Origin of the sequence: Nonomuraea jabiensis (assembly GCF_014204795.1) — a bacterium.
GTDB lineage: Bacteria > Actinomycetota > Actinomycetes > Streptosporangiales > Streptosporangiaceae > Nonomuraea > Nonomuraea jabiensis.
Genome location: NZ_JACHMB010000001.1, coordinates 12,779,262 through 12,802,880, shown reverse-complemented (window position 1 = coordinate 12,802,880; position 23,619 = coordinate 12,779,262). Strand labels below are relative to the sequence as shown.

Annotated in this window: 22 protein-coding genes; 12 read left to right on the top strand and 10 right to left on the bottom strand. The window is 71.1% G+C overall.

Annotated features, from left to right (window positions below):
* Window positions 1–6 precede the first annotated feature (6 nt).
* Window positions 7–2,112 (bottom strand): ATP-binding protein, encoded by a 2,106-nt coding sequence (locus HD596_RS58395; RefSeq protein ID WP_185077906.1) that lies wholly within the window; start codon window positions 2,110–2,112, stop codon window positions 7–9.
* Between the two features lie 672 nt (window positions 2,113–2,784).
* On the opposite strand from HD596_RS58395, the gene HD596_RS58390 reads away from it, so the two are divergent.
* The 6 genes from HD596_RS58390 to glpK all read left to right on the top strand — a co-directional run bounded on the left by HD596_RS58390 (window position 2,785) and on the right by glpK (window position 7,056).
* Window positions 2,785–2,985 (top strand): type II toxin-antitoxin system RelE/ParE family toxin, encoded by a 201-nt coding sequence (locus HD596_RS58390; protein WP_246555522.1) that lies wholly within the window; start codon window positions 2,785–2,787, stop codon window positions 2,983–2,985.
* Between the two features lie 5 nt (window positions 2,986–2,990).
* Entirely contained in the window at window positions 2,991–3,281 is a 291-nt protein-coding gene (locus HD596_RS58385) for a helix-turn-helix domain-containing protein (protein ID WP_185077905.1), read from the top strand.
* 240 nt (window positions 3,282–3,521) lie between these two features.
* Window positions 3,522–4,055 carry a chloramphenicol phosphotransferase CPT gene (gene cpt / locus HD596_RS58380; protein WP_185077904.1) on the top strand — a complete coding sequence of 178 codons (534 nt, stop codon included), beginning with the start codon at window positions 3,522–3,524 and terminating at the stop codon, window positions 4,053–4,055.
* A 10-nt stretch (window positions 4,056–4,065) separates the two neighbouring features.
* Window positions 4,066–4,530 carry a GNAT family N-acetyltransferase gene (locus tag HD596_RS58375; RefSeq protein ID WP_246555521.1) on the top strand — a complete coding sequence of 155 codons (465 nt, stop codon included), beginning with the start codon at window positions 4,066–4,068 and terminating at the stop codon, window positions 4,528–4,530.
* Between the two features lie 182 nt (window positions 4,531–4,712).
* Complete coding sequence (locus HD596_RS58370) at window positions 4,713–5,522, top strand: MIP/aquaporin family protein (protein ID WP_313047484.1); 810 nt, start codon at window positions 4,713–4,715, stop codon at window positions 5,520–5,522.
* Between the two features lie 25 nt (window positions 5,523–5,547).
* Window positions 5,548–7,056 (top strand): glycerol kinase GlpK, encoded by a 1,509-nt coding sequence (glpK, locus tag HD596_RS58365; RefSeq protein ID WP_185077903.1) that lies wholly within the window; start codon window positions 5,548–5,550, stop codon window positions 7,054–7,056.
* 31 nt (window positions 7,057–7,087) lie between these two features.
* On the opposite strand, the gene HD596_RS58360 is transcribed toward glpK, so the two are convergent.
* Genes HD596_RS58360 through HD596_RS58350 form a run of 3 tightly spaced genes read right to left on the bottom strand, consistent with a single transcriptional unit; the run spans window position 7,088 to window position 10,986 of the window.
* Window positions 7,088–7,939: an ABC transporter permease gene (locus HD596_RS58360; protein ID WP_185077902.1), complete on the bottom strand. Its 852-nt coding sequence runs from the start codon at window positions 7,937–7,939 to the stop codon at window positions 7,088–7,090.
* Window positions 7,936–10,518 (bottom strand): CocE/NonD family hydrolase, encoded by a 2,583-nt coding sequence (locus HD596_RS58355; protein WP_185077901.1) that lies wholly within the window; start codon window positions 10,516–10,518, stop codon window positions 7,936–7,938. The genes HD596_RS58360 and HD596_RS58355 overlap by 4 nt, the downstream gene beginning before the upstream one ends.
* 60 nt (window positions 10,519–10,578) lie before the next feature.
* Window positions 10,579–10,986 (bottom strand): PaaI family thioesterase, encoded by a 408-nt coding sequence (locus HD596_RS58350; protein ID WP_185077900.1) that lies wholly within the window; start codon window positions 10,984–10,986, stop codon window positions 10,579–10,581.
* Between the two features lie 64 nt (window positions 10,987–11,050).
* Here HD596_RS58350 and HD596_RS58345 point away from each other — a divergent pair, with 64 nt between their 5' ends.
* Window positions 11,051–11,845, top strand: coding sequence for a class I SAM-dependent methyltransferase (locus HD596_RS58345; RefSeq protein ID WP_185077899.1), 795 nt, complete (start codon window positions 11,051–11,053; stop codon window positions 11,843–11,845).
* A 68-nt stretch (window positions 11,846–11,913) separates the two neighbouring features.
* Complete coding sequence (locus HD596_RS58340; RefSeq protein WP_313047483.1) at window positions 11,914–13,095, top strand: hypothetical protein; 1,182 nt, start codon at window positions 11,914–11,916, stop codon at window positions 13,093–13,095.
* On the opposite strand, the gene HD596_RS58335 is transcribed toward HD596_RS58340, so the two are convergent.
* Both HD596_RS58335 and HD596_RS58330 read right to left on the bottom strand, forming a co-directional pair.
* Complete coding sequence (locus HD596_RS58335; RefSeq protein WP_185077898.1) at window positions 13,053–14,084, bottom strand: CopD family protein; 1,032 nt, start codon at window positions 14,082–14,084, stop codon at window positions 13,053–13,055. The genes HD596_RS58340 and HD596_RS58335 overlap by 43 nt on opposite strands.
* A complete protein-coding gene (locus HD596_RS58330; protein ID WP_185077897.1) occupies window positions 14,081–14,794 on the bottom strand; it encodes a copper resistance CopC family protein in 714 nt (237 codons plus the stop codon). Before HD596_RS58330 ends, HD596_RS58335 begins: the two co-directional genes overlap by 4 nt.
* Window positions 14,795–14,845: 51 nt before the next feature.
* On the opposite strand from HD596_RS58330, the gene HD596_RS58325 reads away from it, so the two are divergent.
* Window positions 14,846–15,610, top strand: a complete 765-nt coding sequence (locus tag HD596_RS58325) for a class I SAM-dependent methyltransferase (protein ID WP_185077896.1) — start codon at window positions 14,846–14,848, stop codon at window positions 15,608–15,610.
* Here the strand turns inward: HD596_RS58325 and HD596_RS58320 are convergent.
* From HD596_RS58320 to HD596_RS65465, 3 genes are all read right to left on the bottom strand, one after another.
* Window positions 15,607–16,572 (bottom strand): AurF N-oxygenase family protein, encoded by a 966-nt coding sequence (locus HD596_RS58320; protein WP_185077895.1) that lies wholly within the window; start codon window positions 16,570–16,572, stop codon window positions 15,607–15,609. The two genes, HD596_RS58325 and HD596_RS58320, sit on opposite strands and share 4 nt — an antisense overlap.
* Before the next feature lie 63 nt (window positions 16,573–16,635).
* The gene (locus HD596_RS58315) at window positions 16,636–17,235 is read right to left on the bottom strand and encodes a TetR/AcrR family transcriptional regulator (RefSeq protein WP_185077894.1); all 600 of its coding nucleotides are present in this window, start codon (window positions 17,233–17,235) and stop codon (window positions 16,636–16,638) included.
* Between the two features lie 81 nt (window positions 17,236–17,316).
* A complete protein-coding gene (locus tag HD596_RS65465) occupies window positions 17,317–18,654 on the bottom strand; it encodes a sensor histidine kinase (RefSeq protein ID WP_185077893.1) in 1,338 nt (445 codons plus the stop codon).
* A gap of 160 nt (window positions 18,655–18,814) precedes the next feature.
* Here HD596_RS65465 and HD596_RS58305 point away from each other — a divergent pair, with 160 nt between their 5' ends.
* Genes HD596_RS58305 through HD596_RS58295 form a run of 3 tightly spaced genes read left to right on the top strand, consistent with a single transcriptional unit; the run spans window position 18,815 to window position 22,482 of the window.
* Entirely contained in the window at window positions 18,815–19,981 is a 1,167-nt protein-coding gene (locus HD596_RS58305) for an acyl-CoA dehydrogenase family protein (protein ID WP_185077892.1), read from the top strand.
* The gene (locus HD596_RS65460; protein ID WP_185077891.1) at window positions 19,978–20,994 is read left to right on the top strand and encodes an acyl-CoA dehydrogenase family protein; all 1,017 of its coding nucleotides are present in this window, start codon (window positions 19,978–19,980) and stop codon (window positions 20,992–20,994) included. The genes HD596_RS58305 and HD596_RS65460 overlap by 4 nt, the downstream gene beginning before the upstream one ends.
* The gene (locus HD596_RS58295) at window positions 20,995–22,482 is read left to right on the top strand and encodes an AMP-binding protein (RefSeq protein ID WP_185077890.1); all 1,488 of its coding nucleotides are present in this window, start codon (window positions 20,995–20,997) and stop codon (window positions 22,480–22,482) included.
* Here HD596_RS58295 and HD596_RS58290 read toward each other — a convergent pair.
* Window positions 22,464–23,585, bottom strand: coding sequence for a C45 family autoproteolytic acyltransferase/hydrolase (locus tag HD596_RS58290; protein WP_221520097.1), 1,122 nt, complete (start codon window positions 23,583–23,585; stop codon window positions 22,464–22,466). The two genes, HD596_RS58295 and HD596_RS58290, sit on opposite strands and share 19 nt — an antisense overlap.
* Window positions 23,586–23,619: the final 34 nt, after the last annotated feature.

Sequence of the window (23,619 nt, the reverse complement as noted above, 5' to 3'; positions counted from 1 at the left end):
CCGGCGCTAGTCAGAGGCGTCCGGCTCGCCGGCGAGCGCGAGTTCGGACGCCTCGTCCAGGTCGAGCCTGGCGCCGTCCTCGAACGTGCTCTTGTAGGCCAGCTCGCCCATCTGCCGCTTGCAATCGCGCACGCACAGGTCGTGGTCCTCGGTCAGGAACGGCGCGCCCATCCGCGGCAGGCCGGCTGACCGCCAGTTCTGGTGCAGCGCGCCGAGCAGCTTGGCGGCCAGTGCCGGCTGGTCGTTCATGACGAAGATGCGCGCGCAGGTCTCCAGTGCCAGCAGGGTGCCGAGCGTGTCGTGGAAGTGCCGCTTGATCCGCAGCCCCTCCCTGGCGCTCTGCAGCGCCTCCTCCGCCCTGCCGGTCGCGAGCCTGGTGAAGGCCAGCGCCCACTGCGCGTACGAGCTGACCCAGAGCTCCCCGCGCTCCCTGCACACCTGCAGGCAGTCCAGCAGCAGCGACTCCGCCTCGTAGAACTCGCCCTGCGACGACAGCACCAGCGACAGCTCGACGATGGCGGGCAGCAGGCCGGGGTTCAGCTCCTTGTTGTCGGTGTTGAACTCGATCGCCACGCCCAGCAGCGCGCTGGCCTTCTGCAGGTCGCCCTGGAGCAGCGCGGCCGTGCCCTGCATCTTGGAGGCCAGGATCACGGCCCTGGAGTCGCCGACCCTGACGGCCTCGGTGCTGCACTGCTCGGCCGCCTTCAACGCGCCCGCGCTGTCGCCCTGGGCGCTGCGCACGTACGAGAGCACCCACAGCGCCTTGCAGCGCTCCTTGCTCGCGGTGGGGTTGGCCTGCAGCGCCTTCTCCAGGTAGAGCCGTCCCTCCCGGACGAACCCGCAGCAGATCCACATGAACCACAACGACGACAGCAGGGTCAGCGCCAGCACCGACTTGCCCGGGGACCTGAGCGCGTGGTCGAGCGCCACCCGTACGTTGTCGTGCTCCTGCCGCATGCGGACGAACCAGTAGATCTGCCGCGGCCCTGACCAGGCGTCCTCGCTGCGCTGAGCCAGGCTCAGGTAGTACTCCAGGTGCCGCTGCTGCATCTGCTCCCGCTGGCCGAGCTTGTCGAGCCACTCCTCGCCGTACTCGGCGAGGGTGTCGATGAGCTTGTAGCGGACCCCGGCGTGGTTGCTCCTGATCAGCAGGATGGACTTCTCCACCAGCCCCGTGACCAGGTCGGTGATGTCCTCGGACGGCAGCCGCCCGTCGGAGCAGACGAACCTGGCCGCGTCCAGCTCGAAGTCCTTCGCGAACACCGACAGCCGCGCCCACAGCAGCCGCTCCGCGGGCTCGCACAGTTCGTGACTCCACCCGATGGCCGCCCGCAGCGTCTGGTGCCGCGGCAGCGCCGTCCGGCTCGCGCCCGCCAGCAGGCTGAACCGGTCGGCCAGCAGCCCGAGGATCTGCTCCACCGACAGCGCCCGCAGCCGCACGGCCGCCAGCTCGATCGCGAGCGGGATGCCGTCGAGCCTGCGGCACAGCTCGGCCACGGCGCCGATGTTGTCCTCGTCGAGCACGAAGTCGGGCACGCTCGCCCCGGCGCGTTCGGCGAAGAGCTGCACGGACTCGTTCGTGAACAGGCTCTCGCCCGGATCCTCGAACGGCACCTGCAGCGGCGGCACGGGGACCACGTGCTCGTACGGCAGGTTCAGCGACTGGCGGCTGGTGGCCAGCACCTTCAGATTGGGCGCCGCCTCCAGCAACTCGTGCACCAGCTCGGCGCACCCCTGCACCAGATGTTCGCAGGTGTCGATGATGAGCAGCATGTCGCGCTCGCCCACCCACTCCGACAGCGACTCCGACTCGGCCCGCGAGGACTGGTCGGCGATGCCGAGCGCGGAGGCGATGGTGTGCTTGACCATGCCCGAGTCCTGCAACCGCCCGAGATCCGCGAACCACACGCCGTCCGGATACTGCGACCGGACGAGATGCGCGAGCCTCAGCACCGTACGGGACTTGCCCACGCCCCCGATACCTGTCACGGTCACCAGGCGGGACTCGCCGAGGTGCCGTTTGAGGTTGGCCAGGAGCCGTGTCCTGCCGATGAAGCTGGTGAGCTCCGCCGGTAGATTGCCGTCTCGCTGCCAGCCTGTCGGGGTTGCCATGAGCAGCCTCACGGGGGATAGGCGACACCTGCTCTCGCATCGTACCGCCGCCGCCCCCGCCTGTCCCTGGACCTGCGGACACGTCGGGTGCTTTGTATGCCCGAGTAGCATGTCCTGTGTGAACGACTTTCTACCGGAGCAGACAGCGGACGACACGGACGAGGGCTGGAGCGACTGGCCCGAGACCGACCCGGACGCCTTCTACCTGGACAACAAGCCACCACACTGGGCCTGAAAGCACGGCCTTCCACAACGGGAGCGCTCCGCGCCCGGGGCTCCAGGCAGCGCCTCCCCCGAAACCCCCGCTCGCTCCGCTCGCCGGCCCCGCCCGTTGCCTGGTTACCGGGTTGACCTGCTGGAGCCCGCCCCGAAGCCAAGGGGCCTCGCTCCGCTCGGGCTGTGCTCATTTGGGCGCCTCCGGCGCACCCCCACGCGCCTCCGGCGCCATCGAGCCCACCCGCTGACCGGCGAAGCGGTGGGCCAGCTGATGCCCACCCCGGACGCGGGTGTCTTCCAGGCCGCGTTGCCCGATCGCGCACAACGCAATTGACGGCCGGTTACGTGTCCGGAGCCCGTTGCTCTGCCGCCCCTCCAGCCGACGGACGATCCCCCATGGCTTCGACCGATTCGCCGTCTATAACGTCCGTGTTATTCATGCCATATACCAGGTAGTTGCACGGCAAGCTTCGGGAACTGCGGTTTCATCTCTCCCGCGACGCCGTCCGCATCACCTACTGGATCGCCCCAGGCAGGCGCATCCTCCTGCTGACGGTGTTCCGCAAGCAGCGTATGCGGGAGACAGCCGAGATCGAACGGGCAGTGCAGGCCATGAAGCGATGCGTCGCTGAGGCTCACACCGCAGATGAGGAGTGAGCGGCGTGGCTGAGCGCAAGGCATGGTCCGACAAGCGCGCTGAGATCATGAGCCGCCCTGGCGCCGGAGCCGCCTACGAGGCCGCCAGGATCCGTTTCGAACTCGGCGAGACCGTACGGCGCCGTCGCGAGGAACTCGGGCTCACCCAGGCCGAACTCGCCGAGCGAGCGGGACTCAAGCAACCGGCGGTGGCCCGCTTCGAGGCGGGCGGCACCATCCCCATGCTGGAACGCCTGGCCGAAGCGCTCGAACTGCGGCTCAGCGTCCAGCTCCAGCCGCTCTCCAGAGCCAGTTGACCACGTTCGCCGATCTTGAGCATGGTGGGCCGTCTGATGCCCGCCCGGACCAGGGGCCCTTCCGGGCCGCGTTGCCCGATCGCGCCTGGCGCCATTGACGGCCGCTTACGCATCGCGCGCGACCACAACGTTCGCCGGATTGTGACAGCAAGGGGCGCCGTCCGCCCGAAGCCAGAAGCCAGAAGCCAGAAGCCCGAAAATGCCTTTGGGGCTGCTGGGGAGCACCCCTATCGTGGGCCGGTGACTACTCAGGTGATCGTGTTGAACGGCGGCTCCAGCTCGGGCAAGTCCGGGATCGTCCGGTGTCTGCAGGCGATCCTGCCGGATCCATGGCTCGCCCTCGGGGTCGACTCGCTGCTCGAGGCCATGCCGGCGTCCATGCACGGATCGGAGGCGGGCATCGAGTTCGCTCCGGACGGCGGGGTCAGTGTCGGGCCGCAGTTCCGGATGCTGGACGCGGCGTGGGCGGAAGGGGTCGCCGCGATGGTCCGTGCGGGCGCGCGGGTCATCATCGACGACGTCTTCCTCGGTGGACCGGCCTCCCAGGAGCGGTGGCAGAAGGCTCTTGCCGGGCTGGACGTGCTGTGGGTCGGTGTCAGGTGTGAGAGCGCGGTTGCCGCGGGCCGGGAGATCGCCCGGGGGGACCGGGTCCGGGGGATGGCGGAGTTGCAGGCGGAGGTGGTCCACCAGGGCGTGACGTATGACCTGGAGGTGGACACCACGCGTGCCGAGTCCCTGGAATGCGCGCGGATCATCGCCGCGCAGGTCAGGTGACAGGACCCCCATGATGCCGCCCGCGTACGAGCTGCGCCCCGCCACCCCCGCCGACTACGACCCCATAGCCGCCGTCGTCGACGAGTGGTGGGGCCGGCCGGTCCTGCCCTCCCTGCCCAGGCTCTTCCTCGACCACTTCCACCGGACCAGCCTGATCGCGGAGGGTCCGGCGGGCATGGCGGGGTTCCTGATCGGCTTCCTCTCCCCGTCCGAGCCCGACGAGGCGTACATCCACTTCGTCGGCGTCTCCCCGCAGGTCAGGACGGGCGGCGTGGCCCGCGCCATGTACGAACGCTTCTTCGACCTGGCCCGCCGCCACGACCGCCGCGTCGTGAAGGCGATCACCTCGCCCGTCAACCAGACGTCCATAGCGTTCCACCGGCGCATGGGGTTCGAGGTCAGCGAGCCCGTCCCCGGCTACAACGGCCCGGGAACCGCCCTGGTGACCTTCAGCCGAAGCGTCGGTGATCGGTAGGCGATCCCGCGTCAGGAACCTCGACCGGCAGCCGGAACTCGCCGGCCCTGTCCACCGCCCGTCCCCGGACCCTGCCGGTGAACAGCCTCCGTGGTCACTTTGCGTGACGTATATCGTGCGCACCGTATGCATGCTCCGAAATCGGGAATGCCACACGACGATCACGTGCGCAAGGAGGAGCGGTGGCCGGACGTCGCGACCGGATAGGGCTGACCGGTGAGCTGATCGCCGAGTTCGCCGGCACGATGGTGCTCATTCTGTTCGGCGTCGGCGTGGTCGCCCAGGTGGTCGCGGGCAAGCTCGGCGACCACGACAGCATCGCCTGGGCGTGGGGCATCGGCGTCACGCTGGGCGTCTACGTCGCGGGCCGGACCACGGGCGCGCACCTCAACCCGGCGGTCACGCTGGCGTTCGCGGCCTTCCGCGGCTTCGCCTGGGGCAAGGTGCTGCCGTACGCGCTGGCGCAGACGGCCGGGGCCTTCGTCGCGGCGCTCATCGTGCGCTGGAACTACACCGAGGTGCTGACCATGGTGGACCCCGGGCTCACGATCAAGACCCAGGGCGTCTTCTCGACCCTGCCCGGCAACGGGACGCTGCCGGTGGACATGTGGGGCGGGCTGCGCGACCAGGTCATCGGCACCGCCATCCTCCTCTTCGCCATCTTCGCCGTGTCCGACGTCGCCAACATGGCCCCCAGCGCGAACCTCGGCCCCGTCGTCGTCGGCCTGCTCATCGTGGGGATCGGCATGTCCTTCGGCGCCGACGCCGGCTACGCGATCAACCCCGCGCGCGACTTCGGGCCGCGCCTGGCGAGTTACCTCACCGGCTACTCCACCGCCTGGCGGGATCAGTACGGCGATCTGTACTTCTGGGTGCCGATCGTCGGCCCGCTGATCGGCGGTCTCGTCGGCGCCGGCCTCTACCAGGCGGGCATCGCCCGGTTCCTCCCGCCGAGCGAGGAGCGCGGGATCGTGCAGCCGGTGGAGATCTGACCGGAATCTTGCAGAGGAGAAAGACATGCCGGAGTTCGTGGGAGCCGTCGACCAGGGCACCACCAGCACCCGATTCATGATCTTCGATCACGACGGCGCCGAGGTCGCCAAATACCAGCTCGAACACGAGCAGCTCCTGCCGAAGGCGGGCTGGGTCGAGCACAACCCGATAGAGATCTGGACCGTGACGGCGGCCGTGATCCAGACGACGATCCAGCGTGCCGGGCTGCACGCCAAGGACCTGGCGGCCCTGGGCGTCACGAACCAGCGCGAGACCACGGTCGTCTGGAACCGGCGGACCGGCCGCCCGTACTACAACGCCATCGTGTGGCAGGACACCCGTACCGACCGGATCGCCGCCGCGCTGGAGCAGAACGGGCGCGGCGAGGTCATCCGCGACAGGACGGGCCTGCGGCCGGAGGCGTACTTCTCCGGCGGCAAGATCCAGTGGATCCTGGAGAACGTGGAGGGCGTCCGCCAGGACGCGGAGCGGGGCGAGGCCGTCTTCGGCAACACCGACACCTGGACCCTGTGGAACCTCACCGGCGGCGTCAAGGGCGGCGTGCACATCACCGACGTGACCAACGCCGCCCGGACGATGCTGATGGACCTGGAGACGCTCGACTGGGACGACGAGCTGCTGTCGTTCTTCGGGATCCCGCGCCGGATGCTGCCCGAGATCCGGCCGTCGGCCGACCCGGCCATGTACGGGACCACGCTGCCGTACGGGCCGGTCGGCGGGGAGGTGCCGATCAGCGCGATCCTGGGGGACCAGCAGGCGGCCACCGTCGGCCAGGTCTGCTTCGCGCCCGGCGAGGCCAAGAACACCTACGGCACCGGCAACTTCCTGCTGCTCAACACCGGCACCGACCCGGTGCGCTCGCGCAGCGGGCTGCTCACCACGCCGGCCTACCAGTTCGGGGACCAGCCGGCCGTGTTCGCGCTGGAGGGGTCCATCGCGGTGACCGGCTCGGCGGTGCAGTGGCTGCGCGACCAGCTCCACGTCATCACCTCCGCCGAGCAGAGCGAGGCCCTCGCCCGGCAGGTGGACGACTCCGGGGGGATGTACTTCGTGCCGGCCTTCTCCGGGCTGTTCGCCCCGTACTGGCGGGCCGACGCCCGCGGCGTGATCGTCGGCCTGTCGCGCTACAACACCGACGCCCACCTCGCCAGGGCCGCTCTGGAGGCGATCTGCTACCAGAGCCGCGACGTCGTCGAGGCGATGCAGCAGGACTCCGGGGTGGTCCTGGACGTGCTCAAGGTGGACGGCGGCGTCACCTCCAACGACCTGTGCATGCAGTTCCAGTCCGACATCCTCGGCGTCCCGGTCAGCCGCCCGGTCGTGTCGGAGACCACCGCGCTCGGGGCCGCGTACGCCGCCGGGCTCGCCTGCGGCTACTGGAAGGACGTCTCGGAGCTGCGGGCGCACTGGGCGGAGGACCGCCGCTGGGAGCCCCGGTGGAGCGAGGACCGGCGGGAGGAGGCGTACGCGGGCTGGAAGAAGGCCGTGACCAGGTCGTTCGACTGGGTCTAGCGAGCGGCCTACTCACGGCCTAGCTCACGGCCTAGCTCACCACGTCCTTGCGCCGGAAGCGCCGGAACGCGAGCGCGATCAGGATGGCCGCGTACGTGACCGACACCGACGCCCCCTTCGCCATGCCGCTCCAGTCCAGCTCCGGCATCAGCGCGTCGAGCCAGGCGTTGTTCCAGAACGTGGGCAGGAACTCGCGCAGCGAGCCCAGCGCCTCCACCGCCTGCAGGATGTTGCAGACGATCCAGAGCCCGACCGCCCCGCCGACCGCGCCGAGCGGGGAGTCGGTCATGGTGGAGACGAGGAACGCGAGCGCGGCCACCACGAGCTGGCTGACCAGCGCGTACCCGATCACGATGCCGAAGCGCGGCAGCACGTCCAGGGCCGGGATCATCTCGCCCGTGCCGGGCACCTGGATGTCGTTCCAGCCGAACGCCAGCGTGCCCGCGAGCAGCGCCATCAGCGGCAGGCAGATCACCGCCGCCGCCGAGTAGCCCAGCGCCACGATCAGCTTCTGGCGCAGCAGCCGGTCGCGCGGGACGGGCGCGGCCAGCAGGTAGCGCAGTGACGACCAGTTGGCCTCGCTGGCCACGGTGTCGCCGCAGAACAGCGCGACCGCCACCACCAGCAGGAAGCTGGCCGACACCGACAGGGCGAAGGCGGCGAAGTTCAGGCCGCTGGCCGTCGCCAGGTCGGAGATGCGCAGCGACGACTGCCCCTGCCCGCTCGGCTGCGGCCCGAACTGGAACGCGATCACCAGGATCCACGGCAGCGCCAGCAGCAGCCCGAACATGACCAGCGTCCGCCGCCGCTTGAACTGCCTGACGATCTCCACGCGCAGCGGCAGCGTGCGACGGGGCGCGTAGCCCGGCGCGGCGACGGTCATGACTTGTCTCCGATGAGGTCGAGGAAGACGTCTTCCAGGCGCGGCCCGTGCCCGTTGGAGGGGACGGTGGCCGACGTGAGCAGCAGCGACACCGGCCCGGCCGAGACCAGGCGGCCCCGGTGCATGACCACGACGTGGCTGCAGGTCTGCTCGACCTCGGCCAGCATGTGGCTGGAGACGATCACGGTACGGCCGTCCTGCGCGTAGCGCTTGAGCACCTCGCGCATCTCCCGGATCTGGGGCGGGTCGAGACCGTTCGTGGGCTCGTCGAGCACCAGCAGGTCCGGCAGCCCCAGCATGGCCTGGGCGATGGCCAGCCGCTGGCGCATGCCCTGCGAGTACGTGCGGACGGCCCGGTCCAGGGCCTTGCCCAGGCCGGCGATCTCCAGCGCCTCGTCGAAGTGCGCGTCGGCGGCGGGCCGCCCGGTGGCGGCCCAGTACAGCTCGATGTTGTCGCGCCCGGACAGGTGCGGCAGGAACCCCGGCCCCTCGACGAACGACCCGAGCCTGGACAGCACCGGCGCCCCCGGCGTGACGCGGTCACCGAAGATCCGGATCTCGCCGCCGTCCGGCTGGATGAGCCCCATCATCATGCGCATCGTGGTCGTCTTGCCCGCGCCGTTCGGCCCGAGCAGGCCCAGCACCTGGCCGCGCTCGACGCGGAACGACAGCCCGTCCACGGCCAGCTCGCCGTTCCGGTACGCCTTGGTCAGCCCGCTGATCTCCAGCGGCACGTCCTTGCCGTCACGCGGCTCGCCGCTCTCCGGCGCGCCGGCCGCCGTCCGGCGGGACGCGGTGCGCCCCGTCGCCAGCAGCACGGCGGCGACGACCACGGCGGCCAGCGGCATCGCCCACACCCACCACGCCACCCCGGTCGGCGCGGCGGCGAGCGTGCGCACCGTCGGCACGGCGAGCGCGGGGGAGGCCAGGGACACCTGGTACGAAGCGGGCTCGGCGGCGGTCGCGAACCCCATGTCCGTCGTGGTCAGGACCAGCCGGAGCCGGTGGCCCACGGCGAAGCGGTAGTCCACGGCGGGCAGGGTGACGGTGACCTCCGCGCTGCCCGCGCCCTCCGGGATCGTCACCCGGACCGGCGCCACCAGCCCGGCGGGCAGGGCGGGCGGCTGGGTGCCGTCGGCCACGTCGTACAGCTTGGCGAACAGCGTCGCCTCGCCCTTGCCCGACACCTTGACCCTGACCGTGGAACTGCCGGTGAGCTGGAGCGGGGCGGTGAGCGGTCGGGACTCGAACGCGGCGCTCTGGCCCGGCATGTCGATGGACACGCCGGCGGTGGTCTGGCCGCCGCCCAGCAGGCCGCCGATGCCGGGCACCGTCGAGATGGAGGCGGGCGCGCCGCCCGGCGGGTTGACGATGTTCTGGGCGGGGCCGTTCAGCTGGACCGTGGTGGTGTCGGTGCCGGCCAGGCCGGGGTAGGAGGCGGCCTCCGGGTGCAGGCGGATGCGCTGGCGGGTGCCGGGGTCGCGGCCGCCGTCGCGCGTCACCGTGAACGCGCTCACCGCCGGGGCGGACCTGTCGCCCTTCAGGTAGCGGGCGAACCAGGCCGTGGACTGCTCGAACACCCAGTCCGCCTCGCCGTTGCCGCCGTCGTGCCCGCCGTCGAACCAGGCCAGGCTCACCGGGGTGCCGGCGGCGGCGATCGCCTTGGCGTTGGCGTCGGCGTGGCCGAGCGGGAAGAGCGAGTCGCGCTGGCCCTGGATGAGCAGGGTCGGCGCCTTGATCTGGCCGGCCACGGTGATCGGGCTCGACTTGCGCAGCAGGGCGACGGCCTCCGGCGTGGCCTTGCCGTCCTTGGCGACCTGCTGGTAGACGTCGCAGATCGCGGGCAGGAACCTGCCGCACCGCGCCTGCTCGGGCGTCAGCGGGCCGGCGGCGGCCTGCCGCGCGCCCCGCCCCGCGAAGCTGTCCAGCGAGACGCCCTGGCCGAAGAAGATGCCGGCCCACATGCGCTTGAAGACCCCGTGCGCGGCGTCCTGGCCGATGGGCGCGGGACCGGCGCCCTGCGCGGCGGCGTTGGGGAAGAGCGCGTCGGCCAGGTCGGCCCAGGTGATCTGGGGCACGATGGCGTCGACCCGCTGGTCGTAGGCGGCCGCCATCAGGGCGATGGCGCCGCCGTACGAGCCGCCCGCGATGCCCACGCGCGGGTCGTTGGCCGCGTCGAGCTGGACCTCCGGGCGCTTGGCCAGCCAGTCGATCAGCTGCTTGACGTCCTTGACCTCGTAGTCGGGCGAGTTGAGCGCGATCTCGCCGGTCGAGCGCCCGAACCCGCGCGCCGACCAGGTCAGCACGGCGTAGCCCTGCTGGGCGATCCGGACGGCCTGGTCCCGCACGCTCTGCTTGCTGCCGCCGAAGCCGTGCCCGATCAGCACGGCCGGAGCCTTCCCGCCGTCGGGCGGCGGGAAGAAGGTCGTGTCGAGCTCCACCCGTTGGTCGTCGCCGGGTCCGTCGACGACACTGATTGTCTGGTCCTGGCCCCGCACCCCAGGAGCCGACGGCCACACGAGCCACGTCGTCACCCCGATGAGGGCGAGCGCCGCTACCAGCGCGGCCACACGCTTCATGACCGAGAGCCTACTTTCCGCACCTGAGAGATCCCTGAGATCACGTCCCGACCTGCGGGATCAGGCCAGGATGGCGTAGACGGTCGTCGCGTGGGCGGCGGTCTCGGCGCTGCCCGAGGCCGTGAGGGTGACCTCGGAGAAGGCCAGCGTGCGGCCCAGCTTCGTGATGCGGACGTCGATCAGGACGTCCTTGCCCACCACCGGCCGCTGGAACGTCGTCGACTGCTGCACCGTGGTCATCGGCACGAACTGCCCGCGCGCCGAGGAGATGGCGATGACCGTGGCGGTGTCCGCCGCCGCCATCATCGCCTGGCCGCACAGCCCGCCGCCCTCCCGGGCCAGGTCGTCGGACCACGGGAGCCGTACGACGGCGTGGCGTTCGCCCACCTCCTCCACGCGCAACCCGAGCCGCCGGATCCAGGGGGCGAAGTATTCCTGGAGGATCGCCTCCGCGTCTGCTGGAGTCATGCGCTCATGATGCCCGCCGAAAACCGGCGGCGGCGGGATCAGGGCTCGCCTACGCTGCCCTCCCATGGACTACTTGGACGTCAACCGGGCCAACTGGAACGGGCGGGTCCCCATCCACGTCGCCAGCGACTTCTACGACGTCGAGGGCTTCAGGGCGGGCCGCAGCCCCCTGCGGGCGTTCGAGCGGGACGAGGTCGGCGACGTGACCGGCCGCCGCCTGCTGCACCTGCAGTGCCACTTCGGCCTGGACACCCTGTCCTGGGCCAGGCTCGGCGCCGAGGTGACCGGACTCGACTTCTCCGCGGCCGCCATCGAGCAGGCCAGGGCCATCGCCGCCGAATGCGGCATCCCGGCGGAGTTCGTCACCGCTGACGTCTACGACGCGGTCGAGGTGCTCGGCGGGGCCACGTACGACATCGTCTACACCGGCCTCGGCGCGCTGGTGTGGCTGGGCGACCTCACCGGCTGGGCGCGGACGGTGGCCGCGCTGCTCAAGCCGGGCGGATTCCTCTATCTCGCCGAATTTCATCCGTTCGCCGACACCCTGGACGACGAGACGGGCACCACCGTCACCCACGACTATTTCGATGTGGGCCCGCACGTCTGGGAGTACCCGCACACCTACACCGGCAGCGAAATCCTGGAGCACCAGACCTCCGTGCAGTTCCAGCACGGCCTCGGCGAGGTCGTCAGCGCGGTCGCGGCGGCGGGCCTGCGGGTGGAGTTCCTGCGCGAGCACGACCGCACGTACTTCCGCCGCTTCGCCACTCTGGTCGGCGGACCGGAGGGCTTCCGCCTGCCGGAGGGGGCGCCCAGGATCCCGCTGCTGTACTCCCTGCGGGCCTCGGCACCGGCCTGACCTGCCAGGACATTGCCCGGCATTACCCCAGCAACAGCTCAACGCGGGGAACCGTAAGATTCAGTCCCGTGAAGTCTCCAGCATCTCTCAAGAGGGCCGCCGAGTGGGCCCTGCCGTACTGGACCAGGGGCCAGGCGGGGCGTGAGACGCCGCAGGATCTGTTCCGGGTGCTCTATTTCGGCTGGTTGGTGGCGTTCACCCTCAAGCTGCTCGGCTCGGCGTGGGACGTTTCGTGGCACTTCAAGTGGCTGCGGGACGACCTCGCCCCGCCCCACCTGCTCAACTCCGCCGGCACGGCCATCGCCGTCGCGCTGACCGTCATCCACGGATACACCGGCTACGGCGTCGACAAGGCGGCGCTGCGGCTGATCCAGTGGGGCACCGGGATCTTCCTGGTCGCGGTCCCGCTCGACCTGATCAACCACCGTGTCAACGGGCTCGACATCACCTCGTGGAGCCCGTCGCACATCATGCTCTACCTTGGAACGTTTTTCATGATCGCGGGCGTGCTCCGCGGCTGGTTCATGGGAGCGCCGCCGGGGCGGGAGCGGACCGTCGTGCTGGGCGCGTTCTTCGCGTTCTTCCTGGAGAACGTGCACTTCCCCGAGCAGCACCAGGAGTACGGCATCCTGTCGATCGGCGCCTGGGACAACCACGCGACCTACGCCGAGCCGATCCTGCTGCAGTTCGCGGCCGACCAGATGGGGCGGCCGGTGGACCGGGGGATGATGACGGCGTTCTCGCTGCCCGTTCCCGACTTCCTCTACCCCGTCTACGCGGTGGTCGCCGGCCTGTCGGTGCTGGTCGCGGCCAGGCTGCTGATCGGCAGGTTCGGGGCCGCGACGCTGGTGGCGGGCGCCTACGTGGGGGTCCGCACGCTGCTCTGGCCGCTGCTGACGTTCACCGGGTTCCCGCCGTCGGCGGTGCCGTTCTTCCTGGTCGTCGCGGGGCTGGTGGTGGACCTCGCGTTCCTGGTGCGCATGCCGTACGTACGGGCCCTGCTCGGGACCGTCGGGGTGACGGCCGCCGCCTACGGCGCGCTGGTGGCGCAGAGCGCGATCATGGGCGGCGTGTACAGCGCGATCAAGGGCCAGAAGGGGCTGCTCGGAGCGCCCCCGCTGGCCACGTCGTCGGCCGTCTGGGCGGGCCTCGGCCTGCTGGTCGTCTGGCTGGCGGTCGAGTGGCTGGCCGACAGGCGGCGCGGGTCTCAGACGATCGAGGCCCGGGTGATCGCCACCGCCACGCCGTAGGCCAGCCCCATCACGGCCACCTCGGCCGCCGCCCAGCCCGCCAGGGCGGTGGCCCGGCCCCCGCGGATGGCGGGCATCAGGCGGAAGCGGATGTGGGCGGCCAGCGGCACCAGCGCCGCCACCAGGACCGTCTTGATCACCACCAGCACGCCGTAGTGGCTGGTCAGTAGGGCGTCGGGCAGCGTCACGCCGGGGGTGAGCGCCATCGTGCCGAGCCCGTTGACCAGCCCCGACAGCCCGACCAGGAGCAGGCACACCGTGGCGATCCTGGAGAACCTGGGCAGGACCACGGCCAGCAGCTCCCGGTGCGGCGCCACGAACACGGCCGTGGCCGCCAGCCCGCCCGTCCACGCCGCCGCGCCCATCACGTGGATCTCCATCGAGACCATGATGGGGTCGTGCCAGATCGAGTTGACGGCGTGCCCGGTGACGGGGATGGGCAGCAGCCCGAACAGCGCCACGATCACCCGCAGCTCGGCCGGCACCTTCTCGCCGAACCGCACCGCCATGAGCCCGATGCCGGCCGCCGCCAGCGCGCACGCCGCGCTGAACAGCAGCCCCTGACCGGTGCCGACGGTCTCGACGTAGCCGGCGATCATCCCGAACGTGGGCACGCTGCCGGGATTCAGCTCGGCCGTCTGGAACACGATGGTGAGCAGCGCGCAGATCGCCCACGCCCAGGCGGCCAGCACGGCCAGCGGCCGCACCCTGAGCATGACGGGCTCGGTCCGCTCGGGGGCGTCGAACCCGAGCAGCTTGGGCAGCAGGCTCAGCCCGACCGTGGCGACGGCGGCCAGGTCGAGCAGCACCCGCACGACGGGCAGGCCGAAGGACACCAGCGGGCCGGGCATGGGGACGCCGGGGACGGTCTCCTGGGCGGTGAACGTGCTCGCCGCCACGGCGGCGACGACCGCGCAGACGCCGAACGCCCCGGCCACCAGCCGCCCGCCGACCCGCTGCCGGGGGAGGGGAGGCGCGGTGACGGTCATGCCCGCGCCTCTTCACCGGCGGCACCGGGCTGGGCCTCTCCGGCGGGCGTCGCCTCGGGCCGCGCTTCTCCGGTCGCGCCCGGGGCGGGGGCCGTCGCGGCCGGGCGGGAGCGGCGCAGGGCCACCGCCGTGCCGGCAGCGAGCAGCAGCAGCGCGCCCACGATCCACACCACCGCCATGCCCGCGCCGCCGTTGGCGGCCGCCTCGGCGGCCTGCGCGCTCGCATCCCGCGGCGCCTGCCCGGTGGCACCCTGGCCCGCGTCCTGGCCCGTGTTCTGGCTCGTGTTCGCGCCCGGATCCTGACCAGCGTCCTGGCCGGTATTCGGCGCCGGACCACCGGTGGCTGCCCCGGCGGCGAGGATGAAGGTGATCTTGCCGGTGACCGGATGCCCGTCGGCCGACAGGATCCGGTAGCCCACCGTGTACGCCCCCGCCGACGGCAGCGGCTTGACGCGTACCGACACCCGCTCGGCGGCCACCTCCGCGGCCCCGTCCGCCCACGAGGACCCGTCCGGGCCCGTCACGCCCACCTGCGCGTAGCCCTGCCGCACCGCCTGGTCGAACACCAGCGTCACCCGCGCCGGCGCGGCCGGCAACGTGGCCCCGTCCTTGGGGTCGCTGCTGATGAGCACGTTGTGCGCCTGTGCCGCGGGTGGGGCGATCCCGGCGGCGGCGAAGGCGAGCAGCAGGACCGTGAGTAGCCGCCTCAAAGATCAAAACCTTCCAGCAACGACGAAACGAACCCGTATATGGTCCCATCCATGACAGACCTGTTCGGCGGCGCGGCCCCCTACTACGCGAAGTACCGCCCCGATCACGGGGATCAGGCGATCGAGCACCTGGCCAGGACGTTCGGCCCGGACGGCGTCGTGCTCGATCTCGGCTGCGGCCCGGGCACGGTGGCGATCCCCCTGGCGCGCAGCGTGGGCGAGGTCCTGGCCGTCGATCCCGACGAGGGGATGCTGGAGACGGGCAGAGCGCTGGCGGCGGGGGTGCCGAACATCCGGTGGCTGCGCGGCGACTCGACGAGGCTGCGCGAGCTCCCGGCGTTCGGCCACATCGTCATGGGCAGGTCGTTCCACTGGATGGACCGCCGCGCGGTGCTGGCCGAGCTCGACGAGCTGCTGCCGCCCGGCGGGGTCGTGGCGCTCGTCGGCCCGGGCCGCCAACCGGTGGAGGAGCCCTGGGAGCCGACGATGCGCCGGGTGCGCGAGGAGTTCGACGCGTACACGTTCACGGCCACCGACTCCTTCCAGGCCAGCGGCGAGCACCCCCACGACGTGCTGGCCACCTCGCCGTTCAGCGACCTGGAGTCCACCATGTACGAGCACCGCCTGACGTACGACGTGGACGCCGTGATCGGCCTGCAGCTGTCCTACAGCTACAGCTCCCCGGCCCGCCTCGGCGACCGGCTGGAGCCGTTCAAGGAGGCGGCCAGGAAGGCGCTGCTCGCCCTCGACCCCTCGGGGACCTGGGAGTACACGGACCTCATCGAGGTGCTGATCGCCCGGCGACCGGCCGGCTAGATGCCCATCGCCCGCCAGATCCGCCGGGTGACCGGGTTGATCAGGCCGATCTCCGTGCACAGCTCCCGCGTCCTGCTCACCGAGTCGCGGATCTCCTGCTTGGCGGCGGGATTGCGCAGGTAGACCTCGGCGACCACGTGGGCCGGGATGCGGAAGCGCCGGATCATCGGCCCCGGGGGCGACAGCATGATCCGGGCCATCACGCCCAGGATGACGGGGGAGATGATCCCCAGCAGGAGCCGCCGGTACGCGGGCATCCGGGGCACCCGGTTGCGCAGGTAGTGCCGGGCGAAGGAGATGTGCCTGGCCTCCTCCGCGATGTGGATCCGCATGATCGTCTCTTCCAGCGGATGGTGGGCCCGCCCGTCCTTCAGCACCTTGCGCTGGACGTGGTCGATCGGGTCCTCGCCGCCGAGCACGAACACGAAGAACAGCTCCGTCGAGATCAGCGGGATCCACGGCGCCACCTGCGCGATCAGCGACAGCGGCCCCGGCATCCCGCGGATCGGTAAGCCGGTACGGTTCACGAACTCCTGGAACATCATCCCGTGATGTCCCTCTTCGATGGTCTCGTGGTAGACGTACCGGAACTCCGGTGACCCGTTCGGCAGCCGGTAGGCGTAGTTGAGCAGCCCGCGCTTGAGCAGGTTCTCGAACTGCAGCCCGACCTTCATCGCGGTGGCCACCCGCCACAGCCCGATCGCCGCCCGCACCTCGGGCGGGCGGCTGCGGTACCACGGGTGGCCGCCCAGTTTGTCGACCTCCGGCAGCTCCCAGCGGGGATCCGCCGGGTCCACGGCGAACTCCGGGTCATCCCACGGGATGTCCCGGTACGGCTCCCAGTGCTTGTCGACCGACGCCTTGGAGAGCCGTTCGATGACCGCTCGGTAGGCGCTCCTGCCGGCGACCTGCTCGTCGCGTTCGCGGGCGGCGGCAGAGCTCGGTGCGGATCGGGATCCCATCGCGTGCTCCTCTCCTCGCCGCTAATTGTACGAAGCATCCAATAGCGTCGGAAGAGGGGAGGGTCACAGGGTTTCCGGAGAGAGCCCGAGCTCGGCCGCGGCGGCCGTCCGGATCAGCGTGTTCACCTTGCGCCTGGTCAGCACCTTGGGATGCGCGTGCGTCTGGATCGCGAGCCCGTCCACGAGCGCGAGAATCCGCCACGTGGAGGCGTCGGGGTCGTCGCACTTGAACTCGCCGCACGACACGCCCGCCTCGATGATCGCGCGCAGGACCAGACGGCCCCGGGAGTCGAGGCGGCGCGAGATCTCCTCCAGCTCCGAGTTGCGCATCGCCTCGGACCACGCGTCGATCCACAGCCGCCATCCCTCGGTGGGGATCGCCGGGGAGGAGAGCCTGAGCAGGGTGCGCAGCCGTTCGAGCGGCGTGCCCGTGGACTCCTCGATGTGTTCGAGCGAGTGGAGATGCTGGCGGGCGGCGTAGGTGAAGGCCTGCGCGAACAGCCGATCCTTGGACTCGAAGTGGTAGAACAGCAGCGCCTGGCTCACCCCGGCGGCTCTGGCGATGTCAATGGTCCGGGTATGCCCGAACCCGCGCTCCGCGATGACCTCGCAGGCCGTCTTGAGCAGATCCTCGCGCCGTAATCGGCTGAACCCTGAAGTCACAGCGAGTAACTCACCTCCTATGCGTAGTAATCGTGCACGCCCGAAATCCAGCAAAGGGCGGAAAATTTTTCATACCCACATTCACTCCTTTCGTATCGGCAATCGCAGCACGAAGCGCGCGCCGGTGTCGGAATCCTCGATCCTGAGGGTGCCGCTGTGGGCCTGGGCGATCTCGCGGGCGATGGGCAGGCCCAGCCCGGTGCCGCCGGCGTCGCGGCTGCGCGAGGCGTCCAGCCGGGTGAAGCGCCGGAAGACCACCTCGCGCTGGTCCGGCGCGATGCCCGCGCCGTCGTCGAGCACCTCGAGCACGGCCTGCTCGTTCCGGCGCAGGGTCACGATGATCGTGCTCTCGGCGTGCCGTTCGGCGTTGTCCAGCAGGTTCGTCAGGAGGCGGGCCAGCTTGAGCCGGTCGCCCGTGACGACCACGCCGGGCTGCAGCGCGGTGACGATCTTCTTCGACCGCGGCCTGGTGGTCTCGGCGGCGACCAGCTCGGCCAGGTCGACGGACTCGAGCCGCGACGGCGCGCCGGCTTCGAGCTTGGCCAGCGTCAGCAGGTCGGCGACGATGTTCTGCAGCCGGTCGAGGCTGGCCATCAGCTTGCCGCCGGCCTCGCACCAGTCGGTCTCCTCGGGGGCGAGCATCGCCGCCTCGAGCTCGGCGCGCATGGCGGTGATCGGGCTGCGCAGGTCGTGCGAGGCGTCGGAGGCGAACCGGCGCTGCTGCTCCATCGCGACGTCGAGCCGGGCGAGCGTGTGGTTGGCGGCCTCCGCGAGCGCCTTGATCTCCTCGGCGTTCTCCGGTACGGGCACGCGCATGGTCTCGTCGCCGTAGCCGATCTCGTTCAGCCGCTTGGTGATCTGGTTCACCGGCACGAGCGTCCTGGCCACCACCTTGGACACGCCGAACCAGGTGAAGGCGACCAGCAGCACGGTCAGCACGACCAGCACGGCTATCACGGAGGGGTGGATGTACCAGGGCACCGTGGAGTCGTAGGCGTAGACCAGCCAGTCGCCGGCCTCGTCGTAGACCCGGACGGCCGCCGTGATGTGGCAGTCCTCGCCGAGCTGGGGCAGCTCGCACAGCTCGTCGGTGCGGCTGGGGCTGTTCGGGTCGGGCACCACGGCGGTCAGGCGCGGCATGCCCTCCAGGTTCGGCGTCGAGGCCACCACGTGACCGGTCGGGTCGATGACCTGGATGCCCTTCAGGTCGAAGTTGGTCAGGGCGTGCAGGTGATTGCGCTGGATGTCGTGGCCCACGTGCAGCGCCGCTGTGGTGACCTCCCTCGTGCGGATGTCGACGGCCGTGTTGTGCCCCACCCACAGGAAGAACGACCCCGCCACCAGGCACAGCAGTGCCATGGCGACGCTGGCGAACAGCGCCAGGCGCGCGCGAATGGACCGGCCCAGCCGTTCGATCACTCCCCATCCCCCCGTGATCAGATGATCACAGTACGTGCCCCCGCATCCAATTAGCGGAGATTCAGGGACAAATCCCGCTAAAAGAGCTGCGGAACAGTGCTCTATGCGGCATCCGGTCGCCTGATTAGAGTAAGTGAGCACTGATGCCAAGGGAGTCGATGTGAACCTTGCTGATTATCGGCGGTCCGCCAGGGCCTGGCTGCAGGAGAACGTCCCGGCGGACGACCGGCCCGGGGGAGACCCGATCGCCCGGGCCAAGGAATTCATGGCCAAGCTCCACGACGCCGGCTATTCCGGCATCACGTGGCCGCGGCGGTGGGGCGGCCAGGGGCTGACGCAGGCGGAGGAGCGCGCGTTCGCCGCCGAGGCCCGCGGCTTCACCCTCCCCACGTACGTCTTCTCGATCGGCCTCGGCATGACCGGCCCCACGCTGGTCGACCGGGGCACCGACGCCCAGCGCGAGCGGTTCGTCCGGCCGCTGCTGCGCGGCGAGGAGATCTGGTGCCAGCTCTTCTCCGAGCCGGGCGCGGGCAGCGACGTGGCCAGCCTGCAGACCAGGGCCGAGCGCGACGGCGACCACTGGATCGTCAACGGCCAGAAGGTGTGGACCTCGGTCGCCCACCACGCCGACTGGGGGCTGCTGCTGGCCCGCACCGACGTGGAGGTGCCCAAGCACAAGGGGCTGACCATGTTCGTGGTGGACATGCACCACCCCGGGGTCACGGTCCGGCCGCTGAAGGACATGACCGGCAGGTCCAACTTCAACGAGGTCTTCTTCGACGACGTCCCCATCCCCGACGAGCACCGCGTCGGCGAGGTCAACGACGGCTGGAGCGTGGCCGTCACGACCCTGCTGCACGAGCGGCTGTCGATCTCGGCGGGCGTGGGCATGAGCGGCCAGAAGGAGGACCCGACCTCGCTGGAGGCGCTGCGCCGGGTGGTCGACACCGGCGACCCGCTGGTCCGCGACGAGCTGGTCGAGCTGCACATCCGCAGCCGCGCCCTGGCGCTGTTCAACCAGCGGCTGGCCCAGGAGACCGAGGCGGGGATCTTCCCCGGCGCCCGGGGCAGCGCCGCCAAGCTGCTGCTGGCCGAGCTGACCATGTTCCAGGCCGACCTGGCCACGCGGCTCGCCGGCCCGGAGGCCGTCCTGGGCGACTCCCCGCTCGCGCACGCGATCTCGCTGGCTCCGGCCATGTCGCTGGGCGGCGGCACCAACGAGATCATGCGTAACATCGTGGGCGACCGCGTGCTCAACCTGCCGCCGGAGCCCCGGGTGGACAAGACCGTGCCGTTCAAGGACCTGAAGGTGGGGACGCAGGGGTGAAGCTCGTACTCGATGAGGAGCAGCGGCAGCTGCGCGAGGCCGTGCGCGCCTTCCTGGGCGCCGCCTCGCCGCTGTCCAAGGCGCGGCACGGCTACGACCCGCAGGTCTACGCCAGGCTCAACGGCGAGCTGGGCCTGGCCGGCCTGATCATCCCGGAGGAGTACGGCGGCGCGGGCGCGGGCCTGGCCGAACTCGCGGTCGCGCTGGAGGAGACGGGCGCGGCCCTGCTGCCCGGCCCGTTCCTGGCCACCGCGTTCGCTGCGATCGCCCTGACCCGCGCCCCCGACAAGGAACTGCTCGCCGCCGTCGCGGAGGGCCGCACCACGGCCACCCTCGCCCAGACCCCTGTCGACCTCGACGGCGGGGCCGTGCGCGGCACGCCGGCGCAGGTGCTCAGCGGCATGGAGGCCGACGTGCTGGTGGCGCCCGCGCGCGGCGGCGACGGCGACGTCCTGGTCGCCGTCGAGCTGGCCGGGCCCGGCGTCACCAGGACCCCGCTGGAGACGCTCGACCCGACGCGCGGCCAGGCGCGGGTGGTCCTGGAGGACGCGCCCGCCCGCGTGCTGGGGCCGGCGCCGGACGTCGGCGACCTGCTGTGCGTGGCGCTGGCGGCCGAGCAGCTCGGCGTGATGCGGGCGGCGCTGGACGCCATCGTGGCCTACGCCAAGATCCGCGTCACCTTCGGCCGGTACATCGGCTCCTACCAGGGCGTCAAGCACAAGCTGGCCGACATGCACTGCAAGCTCGAACAGGCCGAGTCCATCGTCAGGTACGCCGCCTGGGCCGCCGACGAGTCACCGGACGAGCTGCCCGGCGCCGCCGCCCTCGCCCAGGCGTACGTCGGCCGCGCCTGCTTCGAGGTGGCCCGCGACCACCTGCTGCTGTACGGCGGCATAGGTTTCACCTGGGAGCACGACGCGCATCTGTTCTACAAGCGGGCCAAGGCGGACGAGGTGCTGCTCGGCCCGCCCCGCATCCACCGCGCCCGCCTCGCGCAACTGCTGGAGCTCTAAATGGACGTCAGCCAGCTGCCCGGCTTCTACGCCATCGCCGCCGCCGACCCCGGCCGCCTCGCGGTGATCGACTCCGACGGCACGAGGACGTCCTACGGCGAGCTGCTCGCCCGGGTCAACCGGGTCTCGCACGGCCTCAGGGCGCGCGGGCTCGGCACCGGCGACGTGGTGGCGGGCGTGCTGCCCAACGGCATCGACGCCATCGTCATGGTCATGGCGACCGCGCAGATCGGGCTCTACTACGTGCCGATCAACTGGCACCTGACGGCGTCGGAGGTGGCGTACATCCTGGCCGACTGCGACGCCAAGATCGTGGTCACCGGCCCGGACCACGCCGTGCCCGGCGGGGAGATCGGCACGGCGGGGCTGGCCGAAGGGCAGCCCACCGGCGCGCCCGGCGAGCGGACGTCCGGGGCGGTCATGTGGTACACCTCCGGCACCACCGGCTTCCCCAAGGGCGTGCAGCGGCCGCTGCCGGGCGTCGCACCCGAGCAGCTGGTGCCCGCCTACCAGTGGTTCCTCGGCGAGGTCGTGGACCTCAAGCCGGGCGACGACGTCCACCTGGTGACCTCGCCGATGTACCACTCCGCGCCGTGCGCGCACACCCAGTTCGCGCTGCACCTCGGGCACGCCGTGGTCGTCGCCCCCAAGTTCGAGCCGGTGACGATCCTGGAGCTCGTCGAGCGATACCGGGTCAACAACGCGATGATGGTGCCGACCATGTTCCACCGCATGCTGCAGCTGCCGGAGGAGGTCAGGGGCAAGTACGACGTGTCGAGCCTGCGCCAGGTCATCCACACCGCCGCCGCCTGCCCCGTCGCGGTCAAGCAGCAGATCATGGACTGGTGGGGGCCGGTGCTGTACGAGTACTACGGCTCCACCGAGTCGGCGATCGCGTTCGCGGTCAAGCCGCACGACTGGCTGGCCAGGCCCGGCACGGTCGGGCGGCCGGCGCCCACGTTCGAGGCCAAGATCGTGGACGAGGACGGCGCCGAGCTGCCGCCCGGCGAGCCCGGCCTGATCTACGTCAAGTCGGCCATGGGCACGTTCGAGTACCGCAAGGACCCGGAGAAGACGGCCGCCAGCATGCTGGGGGAGTGGTACTCGCCGGGCGACATCGGATACCTGGACGAGGACGGCTACCTGTTCCTGTGCGACCGGCGCACCGACCTGATCGTCTCCGGCGGGGTCAACATCTACCCCGCCGAGATCGAGGCCGCCCTGCTCGAACACCCGGCGGTGGCGGACGTGGCCGTCATCGGGGTGCCGGACGAGGAGTGGGGCCACAACGTGGTCGCCCTCGTCCAGCCCGCCGCAGGGGTCACGCCCGGCCCCGGACTCACCGCCGAGCTGCTGGAGCACTGCGGGCCGCGCATCGCCAGGTTCAAGCACCCGAAGGAGATCGAATACCGCTCCCTGCTGCCGCGCACGCCCACGGGCAAGCTGTCGCGCTCCAAGGTCCGCGAGGACTACCTGTCGGAGGGGTGAAACACCAGCTCCTCGCTGTAGCCGCGGCCGTCTCCCAGGTAGAAGCGGGCCGACAGGGTGCGGTCGGCGGTGTCGAAGACGGTCGTCCACAACGTGCGGAACGGCAGGGCCGGATCCTCGGCCTGCCGGACCGCGCGCAGGTGGTCGCGCAGGTCCCGCGGTGACACGGTGACGCCCTTGCTGCGCTCGTACAGCGTGCGCAGCCGCTCGTAGGTCCCGAAGCTGCCCGGGCTGTCCGCGGGCAGCTTCGTCGGGTCGGGGTGGCGGTGCAGCAGGTGGTTGGTGACGCAGAGCGGGCCGTCGCCGAGCTCGACGATGTGCTCGCTGCCGTCCCTGCCACGCTCCCACACGAACGCCCGCCCGTTCGCGTCGGCCACCAGGTAGTGCAGGGACAGGCCGTGGTCGTACTGCTTGGCGCCCAGGAGCGCCTGCTTGGCCTGCTCGACGTTCTCGCAGGTGTCGACCAGGAACCTGGGCAGCTGCACGCTCCCCACCCCGACCTGCGGCGAGACGCGCTCCGGCGGCGCGGCGCGCTCGAAGTCGGCCACCAGCAGCGTGACCGCCAGGCCGGCCGAGTTGACGCCGTCCATGCAGCCGTCCAGGGCCGACATGGTGATCACGGTGGAGGCGAGCCCCTCGTCGGGCACCGTCGTGATCACGTAGGGGCGCGAGGCCATCGGCAGCTCGCCCGGCCTGGGCGCGGTGCCCATCACCTCGCTGGTGGTCAGGGGGAAGAAGTCGTAGTTGCGGCCTATCCGGCCGTGGCCGTCCGCGGCGGCCGACGGCGGGATCCACAGGGCCGAGCAGCCGGAGCCCTCGGGGACGTAGTTCAGCCCGTCGAGGGCCAGGTCGTCCTGGTCGGGGTCGAGGCCGAGGACCGCCGCCGCGCCGTCCATGCGGGCGTGGTGCTGCGGCCAGTGCCGCTCGAACCACGTCCTGCGGGCCCGGTTCACCGCCGGGTCGGCCGGCGTGGGGGCCCAGCCCAGCCGGCGTGCCTCTTCGGTCAGCGCCCTGCCGATCTCGAACTGGCTGCCCTTGAGCGTGAGGTGGTGCACGAGCTGGAAGTCGTCCTTGCCGCCCGCCACTCGCGTCATGTTGTTCATGCGGTCGAGCCTGGGGCCGCCCGCTGACCGCGGC